Raw genomic sequence first — 7,972 nt, forward strand, 5'->3', positions numbered from 1 at the left:
GCATATTCGCGACAATTCCAGTTGTAGTACATCAGTGGATGCTGCGTTTATTGAAAACATATATCATGCCAGCCCGTTGCATGACATTGGCAAAGTCGGAATCTCCGATGCCATCTTGCTCAAGCCCGGCAAACTTACCCTTGAGGAATTCAAGTTGATGAAACAGCATACGGTGCTCGGCGCGCAGACGCTTGAAATAGCGCGTAATCAATACCCGCGAAACGCCTTCATCAACATGGGCATCAATGTCGCTCGCTCGCACCACGAGCGCTGGGATGGCACTGGCTATCCTGCTGGTCTGGCCGGCGAAGAGATCCCACTCTCTGCGCGCATTATGGCGGTTGCTGATGTGTATGATGCCTTACGTTCAAAGCGCTGCTACAAGGAGGCCTTCACGCATGAGACGGGCCGTGGCATCATTCTACAAGGAAGAGGCACCCAATTTGATCCCGCCGTTGTTGACGCATTTATTACTCTGGAGCACGAGTTCAACAGTATCCGCACAGCCATGGATGATGCAGTTTATATTTCGACTCAGCAGACGAACAGCTAAAACGATGGGAACAGATGTTGATAATATTATGCCGCCTATTTCCCGCTTCGGCGGCAGTATCAGAGCGGTCAAAAAACAGGGGATTATCGAAAAGCTGAAGAAATTCTTTGAGAAATACTTTGGAGTGATATAAAGGTAGCCTGCTCTTTTGTAGTATATTGTTTCATTAAGTTACATAAATTTAAAAACCAACTAAACACCAAAGGCTTCGTAACAGTGCCGGAAAGTCCCGTAATTGCGGGATTTATGCTGTATCGAAGTCTTTTTTCTCTAGGAAACTATTTCAAGGAGATAGCCCCTGGCGTTTCAATGCACTTTTCGAGTGGGGGCAAACTCATTGAGCGTATGAAAAAAATTATTGAAAATGAAATGAAATCGTACAAGGACTATCCGACAGGATTTTACTTTAATCAAATCAGAAAACGCGCGGAATTTAAAGCCGGTTTGAATTGGCCAATCTTTCTTGATAGCTCAGTCCATATAAGTTATAATAAACAAAGAATACCAATATAGGAGGAAACTATAATGAGCGTAAGAGTTAGGTTTGCGCCTAGTCCGACCGGTTATGTACATATCGGAGGACTACGGACTGCTTTATATAATTATCTTTTTGCGGCACAGCAAAATGGAGCTTATTTATTAAGGATTGAAGATACCGACAGAACACGCCTTGTGGAAGGGGCCGTAGAGAATATAATAGAAGCTCTCGATTGGACGGGAATCCATCACAACGAAGGACCCTTTGTAGACGACGAGGGAAATCTCCGAGAAAAAGGCGATTTTGGGCCGTACATACAATCTAACAGGCTTGAGATTTATCGGGAATATATCGACCGGCTTTTGGAAAGTGGCCATGCATACCATTGCTTCTGTACGAAGGAACGATTGGATAATCTTAGAAATGATCAGAAGGCAATGGGCAAAATAACAAAGTATGACGGGCTTTGCAGAGGCATTAGCCTTGCGGAGGCAAGAAAAAGGGTTGCCGATGGTGAGCCCCATGTAATACGCCTAAAGCTTCCTGTCAATCACGATATAGTGTTTAACGATTTGGTAAGAGGACGCGTTTCAGTCAATACCGATGACATGGATGACCAAGTGTTGATGAAAAGTGACGGGTTTCCCACATATCATCTGGCTGTAATAGTGGATGACCACCTTATGGGAATAACCCATATAATAAGAGGCGAGGAATGGGTTCCTTCAACTCCAAAGCATGTATACATATATGAGGCCTTTGGCTGGGAAGTGCCGCAGTTCGTACATCTTCCCAATATACTCAATAGTGAAAAGAAGAAGCTAAGCAAGAGACAGGGCGATGTTGCCGTAGGCGATTTCAAGAAGAAGGGATATCTGCCGGAGGCATTGGTCAACTATATTGCAATGGTGGGATGGGCGCCTGAAGACAATCAGGAAATAATGTCCATGGAAGAATTGATTAAAAAATTCAGTCTGGACCGTGTTTCAAAAAGCGGAGGCGTCTTTGATGTAGATAAACTTAATTGGGTCAGTGCCCATTATATAAGAGAAGCAGACATAGACAGGCTTACTCGTCTTTGCATACCATATCTTAAGGAAGCGGGATTGATAAGCGAAAAAGACTGTAAAGAGCGTTATGATTGGATTCGCTTGGTTGTAAAGGTTTCTAGGGACAATCTTTCCTATTTGAGCCAAATAGGCGATGAAGCCAAGATTTTCTTCGGGAAAGAGGTGGCCGTAGAAAACGACGAGGCTATGGAGCTCCTTCGAATGGAGCATGTCCCGGAGCTCTTGAGAGTTCTGAAAGAAAAGGTTAAGGAAGCTGAAATTATCGACGCAGAGTTTGGAAAAACGATTTTCAAGACACTTAAAAAAGAAACGGGAGTTAAGGGTAAAAATTTATTCATGCCGGTTAGAATTGCATTGACAGGACAAATGCATGGTCCGGAAATGGTTGAAATAATTGAAGTTTTGGGTAGAGATACAATAATTGAAAGAATAGATTATATGTTGGAAAATAATATGGAATAAGGCTTTGAAGAGGAAATAACATCGTCAAAACAGGGATACAGAGAGTAGCCGCAATTGCTGAAAGCGGTTTCATTTCAGGCGATGAGTGCACCTTGGAGCCTCCGGATTGAAAGATTAGTAGATCCGGACGTGAACCTGCGTTAACGGTTAGAGGGGTCCTTTTAGGGGCAAACAGAGTGGAAACGCGGATATCCCCGTCTCTGTGCATGGCACAGAGACGGGGATATTTTATTGCCACGATAACAAAGAAAGGAGAATCAACATGAAAATCTATAATACGCAAAGCAACAGGAAAGAAGAGTTTATACCTCTTAATGAAGGTAAGGTGAACTTTTATGTTTGCGGTCCTACGGTTTACAACTTTTTTCATATAGGAAATGCGAGACCGTTTGTAGTATTTGACACGGTAAGACGCTATCTGGAGTACAAGGGATACAAGGTGAATTATGTTCAAAATTTTACCGATGTTGACGATAAGATAATTAAAAAAGCGATAGAGGAAGGAATAACATCCCAAGAAGTGGGAGACAAGTACATCAAGGAATACTTTGAAGACGCGGATGCATTGGGAGTAAGAAGGGCAACAAAGCATCCTCGCGTTACGGAAACTATTCCTGAAATCATCGATTTCATTAAGATTCTTGTGGACAAGGGATATGGCTATGTGAAAAACGGAAATGTTTACTACGATACAAAAAAATTCAAAGGTTACGGAAAGCTTTCGGGGCAGAACATAGATGACCTTGTAAGCGGAGCTCGGATTGAAGTCAATGTTGAAAAGAAAAGCCCGACTGACTTTGTGCTTTGGAAGAATCAGAAGCCGGGAGAACCCGGTTGGGAAAGCCCGTGGGGTATGGGAAGGCCGGGTTGGCATATAGAGTGCTCTGTCATGTCTACGAAGTATCTCGGAGATACACTCGACATACATGCCGGTGGACAGGACCTGATTTTTCCGCATCACGAAAATGAAATTGCCCAAAGCGAGGCGGCCACAGGTGCGCCGTATGTCAAGTATTGGATGCATAATGGATATATTACAATAAACAATGAAAAAATGTCCAAATCGAAGGGCAATTTCTTCACAGTAAGGGATATCAGAAAGGATTACGACGGAGAAGTGCTAAGATTTTTCCTTTTATCGGCTCACTACAGAAATCCGATCAACTTCAATAGGGAATTGATAGAGCAGGCAAAGGTAAGCCTTGAAAGGCTATACAATACTAAAAAGAATCTTGAGCATCTTGAGAAGCATGCGACCCTCTCGGATATGAACGATTCAGAGAAGAAAATATTGGAAGAAATGGCATCCCACGAGAGTAAATTCGTAGAGGTGATGGATGACGACATGAATACAGCGGATGCGTTGGCTTCCCTGTTTGAGTTTTCAAAGCATATTAATTCAGAGACGAACGAAAACAGTTCAAAGGAATTCATAAAAGCTGTATTTGATAAATTTGTTGAGCTTAGCAGTGTTCTTGGATTCCTTGAAAAGCAGGAGGAATTGCTGGATGGTGACATACAGAAACTTATTGATCAGAGGCAGCTTGCGAGGAAGGAAAAGAACTATGCGCTGTCTGACGAGATAAGGGACAATCTATCAGAGCAGGGCATAGTGCTTGAAGATACTCCTCAGGGCGTCAAATGGAAAAGGCGGTAGATTTATGGGTGAAGAAAGCAAGCGGATCTACCCGCCTCTTGTTCTTGCATACATCGGCGATGCGATTTACGAGGTCCATATCAGGACATATTTGATTGAGAAGCTCAGAGGCAATGTGAACAAGCTCCACAAGCATGCAACAAAGTATGTTAAAGCCTCGGCCCAAGCGGCCTCGGTTCACGGAATAAAGCATATGCTTTCCGAGAAAGAATGGGATATTGTTAAAAAAGGACGCAACCAAAAATCCAACAGCATACCTAAGAATGCCTCGTTGGTGGATTACAAGTATGCGACGGGGTTTGAGGCATTGATAGGATATCACCATTTGCATGGCAATGAAGCGCGCATTAAAGAAATAGTGGATGCTTCAATATTGCTTATCGAAGATGCTTTGGAGGAGAGGTGACACATGGGAAGAAGAGAATGGCGCTATGCCTGGGTCATTTTACTGTTGCTGGCTCTTTTAACAGTGAAATCTCTTGTGCTAGACGGAGTGAAGGATTTGAATGGAGAGGAAGCGGAGTTTGCTCGTTATGTGGTGCAAACCATAGAAAGCCAGGAAAAATGGGCTATAAACAAAACAGATGCCCTGTCCTATAAAATAGTTAGGATAAAAAAGACAAACGAAGAACCGGCAACAATCATAACAGATGAAGAGAAAAAACTTTCTATTGAACTTAGCGGCCATTATACAGCGAGAGTAAGAAAGTATATCTTGTGGATTTTGCCCTATGGAGACTTTTCCATATCGATAGAAAACAAATAAGGAGGAAGGATATGAGAGTCGAGTTGATTCAGTACACACCGGAACCGGAAAAAGTGGTTGCGTCTGCCGCCAAACTTTGCTATTCGGCGGTGGGAGTTTCAGAAATAATAGAAAAACTAGAGGATGAGAGTGCCGAAAAATTTGTAAGGATGCTCATGAAGATGGGGCACATGTCGCCTATTGAGCATGTATCATTCACCTTTGGTATAGAAGGTATCAGCCGTGTATGTACGCATCAACTCGTAAGACACCGCATAGCCTCGTATTCTCAGCAGTCGCAGAGGTATGTCAAGATAGATGATTTCAACTATATAGTCCCACCGGCCATAGCAGAAAACTCCGTTGCCCTTTCAATATTCGAGAAGGCCATGGAGAACAGCCGCAATGCATATGAACAGATTTCTTCGTTGCTTTATGATTCATATGTGGACGGCGGTGAAGAGCTGACAAAAAGGCAAAAGGGCGCAATGGAGAAAAAAGCAATCGAAGATGCCCGCTTCGTTTTCCCGAACGCCTGCGAAACAAAGATAGTAGCAACCATGAACGCACGCGCATTGATTCATTTCTTCGAGCAGAGATGCTGCAATAGAGCGCAATGGGAGATTAGACAGGTCGCTGATGAAATGCTGAAATGCGTCAAACGCGTAGCCCCTACGATTTTTGAAAAATCGGGACCGCCGTGCCTCAAGGGCCCTTGCCCCGAGGGAGTCATGAGCTGCGGCAAGGCGGATGAAGTCAAACTCAAATATGAAAACATGGTTTAAAGAGGTGTATTATGAATGAAGAAAAAGCGTATATAGAGGGGCGGCATCCGGTGGAGGAAGCTCTGCTGTCAGGCCGTACGATAGACAAGATATACATCGCCAAAGGCGGCAAAAGCACTAATGCCAATGCCATACTGGATATGGCGAATGAAAAAAAGATACCGGTTTCCTTTGTGGACAGAAAAAAAATTGACGAGATGTCCGAGAGCCATGCCCATCAGGGCGTATTGGCAAAGGTTTCAGCTTATGCGTATTTGGAATTGGATGATTTGATAGATAAAATCAAGTCAAATGAAAGCCCGGCGTTCCTGATTCTGCTTGACGAAATACAGGATCCCCACAATCTCGGGTCGGTGCTTAGGACTGCAGATGCGTCGGGAGCCGATGCTATAATCATTCCAAAGCGCAGATCCGCGACACTTACCCCGATAGTGGCAAAAACATCCGCTGGAGCGGTTGAATATGTTCCTGTTTGCAAGGTCACAAACATGGTTAAAACGATTGACAAGCTGAAGGATTGCGGAGTATGGGTAACGGGTGCCGACATGAACGGCGAGAAGCTTTACTATCAAGAGGACTTCAAGGGGCCTATGGCATTGGTAATAGGGAATGAAGGGCAGGGAATAAGCCGTCTCGTCAAGGAAAAGTGCGATTTTCTTGTTAGGATTCCAATGCGGGGGAAGGTCAATTCATTGAATGCATCGGTGTCGGCTTCTATACTAATGTATGAGGTGCGGAGGCAGAGGGACGCTTCGTCATGAATCAAAAGAAAATTCTGATTGTCGACGGATACAATGTCATAAATGATTGGGAAAAACTGAGCGCAATAGGTGCTGAGAACCTTGGAACTGCAAGAGACATGCTTGTTGAGGAATTGTCCGAGTACGGTTCCTTTACTGGCACATCGATAGAAATCGTTTTCGATGCATACCGAAACAAAAGCAGAATAGAGCGAATGCAGGTTGTAGACAATGTTCAGGTTTTTTACACGAAAATCCATCAGACGGCGGATTCCTACATTGAGAAAAGGACGGTCGAGTTGACAAGCAGCCGCAAAAATGTAGTTTTTGTCGCTACATCCGACGGCGCTGAGCAGCAGTTCATATCGGGCAAGGGCGCTTATAGAATCTCATCCAGGGAACTCAGGCTTGAAATCGACAGGACGAAAAAGAAATTGGATTCAAAAATTGAAAGAAATGAAAGAACTGCGTCTTCAATTGGAGATGTGCTTGATAAAAAAATTGTTGACGCTCTTGGGAAATGGAGATAAAAATAGATTGATGCTTGATATTTTAAATGATGCAAGTTATAATTATATCGTTATCAAAATCGGGGGGCATGCATTTCATGGAACAATCCACAAAAGCGAAAAGCATAGCGTATCCGGAATATGAACACATGGAAGATGAATTAATAGTCGCATGTGTCAGGGATGGCGATTTATATGCTCAGGATTTTCTTATAAGAAAGTACAAGAATTTCGTAAGAGCTAAGGCGAGGTCGTATTTTTTGATTGGCGCCGACAAGGAAGACATTATCCAGGAAGGAATGATAGGCCTATTCAAGGCCATCAGGGACTTCAGAGAGGACAAGATATCTTCTTTCAGGGCTTTTGCCGAGCTCTGTATCACAAGACAAATTATTACTGCCATAAAAACAGCTACGAGGCAAAAGCACATACCACTTAATTCCTATGTTTCCTTAAACAAACCCATTTACGACGAGGATTCCGACAGAACTTTGCTTGATATCTTAACGGGTGCACGGATTACCAATCCTGAAGAGCTGATTATTTCCAGGGAGGAAGTAAGCAACATAGAGGAAAAGATTGGTGAAATATTGAGTAAACTTGAACTTCAAGTCTTGACATACTACTTGCAGGGGAAATCGTATCAAGAGATTGCGGTACTTTTAAACAGGCATATAAAATCGATTGACAATTCACTGCAGAGGGTCAAGAGGAAGCTTGAAAAATTTTTAGAAATGAGACTGCTTTAAGTGCCCATGTAGCTCAGAAGGTAGAGCAACGCCATGGTAAGGCGTAGGTCAGCGGTTCGAATCCGCTCATGGGCTCCAAATATAATAAAACAACCAAATAAAGGAGGACGAAAAAATGGGAAAAGCTAAATATGAAAGAACGAAAACACATGTTAATATTGGAACTATTGGTCACGTAGACCACGGGAAAACGACATTGACAGCAGCAATCACATTCGTGCTTA

General features: G+C 43.3%; 10 protein-coding genes, 1 tRNA gene and 1 other annotated feature. All 11 genes read left to right on the forward strand.

The annotated features are described in order from the left end of the window. Positions 1–553, forward strand: a 553-nt coding sequence (locus JJE29_08560) for an HD domain-containing protein (protein MBK5252666.1), incomplete at its 5' end; no start/stop codon positions are given. A gap of 525 nt (positions 554–1,078) precedes the next feature. Further along, positions 1,079–2,563, forward strand: a complete 1,485-nt coding sequence (locus tag JJE29_08565; protein ID MBK5252667.1) for a glutamate--tRNA ligase — start codon at positions 1,079–1,081, stop codon at positions 2,561–2,563. Continuing rightward, positions 2,559–2,768, forward strand: a binding site (T-box leader). It overlaps the preceding gene by 5 nt. A gap of 57 nt (positions 2,769–2,825) precedes the next feature. After that, the gene (gene cysS, locus JJE29_08570; GenBank protein MBK5252668.1) at positions 2,826–4,220 is read left to right on the forward strand and encodes a cysteine--tRNA ligase; all 1,395 of its coding nucleotides are present in this window, start codon (positions 2,826–2,828) and stop codon (positions 4,218–4,220) included. A 4-nt stretch (positions 4,221–4,224) separates the two neighbouring features. Next, positions 4,225–4,626, forward strand: coding sequence for a Mini-ribonuclease 3 (locus JJE29_08575; GenBank protein MBK5252669.1), 402 nt, complete (start codon positions 4,225–4,227; stop codon positions 4,624–4,626). A gap of 3 nt (positions 4,627–4,629) precedes the next feature. Beyond that, entirely contained in the window at positions 4,630–4,986 is a 357-nt protein-coding gene (locus tag JJE29_08580) for a hypothetical protein (protein MBK5252670.1), read from the forward strand. 11 nt (positions 4,987–4,997) lie between these two features. Further along, positions 4,998–5,750 (forward strand): FAD-dependent thymidylate synthase, encoded by a 753-nt coding sequence (locus JJE29_08585; protein MBK5252671.1) that lies wholly within the window; start codon positions 4,998–5,000, stop codon positions 5,748–5,750. 11 nt (positions 5,751–5,761) lie between these two features. Beyond that, positions 5,762–6,511, forward strand: a complete 750-nt coding sequence (gene rlmB, locus JJE29_08590) for a 23S rRNA (guanosine(2251)-2'-O)-methyltransferase RlmB (protein ID MBK5252672.1) — start codon at positions 5,762–5,764, stop codon at positions 6,509–6,511. After that, on the forward strand, positions 6,508–7,020 hold the full coding sequence (locus tag JJE29_08595; GenBank protein MBK5252673.1) for an NYN domain-containing protein: 513 nt from the start codon (positions 6,508–6,510) through the stop codon (positions 7,018–7,020). Before rlmB ends, JJE29_08595 begins: the two co-directional genes overlap by 4 nt. Before the next feature lie 77 nt (positions 7,021–7,097). After that, the gene (gene sigH, locus JJE29_08600) at positions 7,098–7,748 is read left to right on the forward strand and encodes an RNA polymerase sporulation sigma factor SigH (protein ID MBK5252674.1); all 651 of its coding nucleotides are present in this window, start codon (positions 7,098–7,100) and stop codon (positions 7,746–7,748) included. Between the two features lie 2 nt (positions 7,749–7,750). Next, a tRNA-Thr gene (locus tag JJE29_08605) sits at positions 7,751–7,826 on the forward strand. A 37-nt stretch (positions 7,827–7,863) separates the two neighbouring features. Continuing rightward, positions 7,864–7,972, forward strand: a 109-nt coding sequence (locus tag JJE29_08610) for a hypothetical protein (GenBank protein ID MBK5252675.1), incomplete at its 3' end; no start/stop codon positions are given.

Source organism: Peptostreptococcaceae bacterium (genome assembly GCA_016649995.1).
Taxonomy (GTDB): Bacteria; Bacillota; Clostridia; order Peptostreptococcales; family BM714; genus BM714.

What these genes read in the sequence shown, in the direction of transcription:
- rlmB (MBK5252672.1), top strand. Translation starts at nt 5,762, where the DNA reads ATGAATGAAGAAAAAGCGTATATAGAGGGGCGGCATCCGGTGGAGGAA.
- JJE29_08575 (MBK5252669.1), top strand. Translation starts at nt 4,225, where the DNA reads ATGGGTGAAGAAAGCAAGCGGATCTACCCGCCTCTTGTTCTTGCATAC.
- sigH (MBK5252674.1), top strand. Translation starts at nt 7,098, where the DNA reads ATGGAACAATCCACAAAAGCGAAAAGCATAGCGTATCCGGAATATGAA.
- JJE29_08580 (MBK5252670.1), top strand. Translation starts at nt 4,630, where the DNA reads ATGGGAAGAAGAGAATGGCGCTATGCCTGGGTCATTTTACTGTTGCTG.
- cysS (MBK5252668.1), top strand. Translation starts at nt 2,826, where the DNA reads ATGAAAATCTATAATACGCAAAGCAACAGGAAAGAAGAGTTTATACCT.
- JJE29_08565 (MBK5252667.1), top strand. Translation starts at nt 1,079, where the DNA reads ATGAGCGTAAGAGTTAGGTTTGCGCCTAGTCCGACCGGTTATGTACAT.
- JJE29_08595 (MBK5252673.1), top strand. Translation starts at nt 6,508, where the DNA reads ATGAATCAAAAGAAAATTCTGATTGTCGACGGATACAATGTCATAAAT.
- JJE29_08585 (MBK5252671.1), top strand. Translation starts at nt 4,998, where the DNA reads ATGAGAGTCGAGTTGATTCAGTACACACCGGAACCGGAAAAAGTGGTT.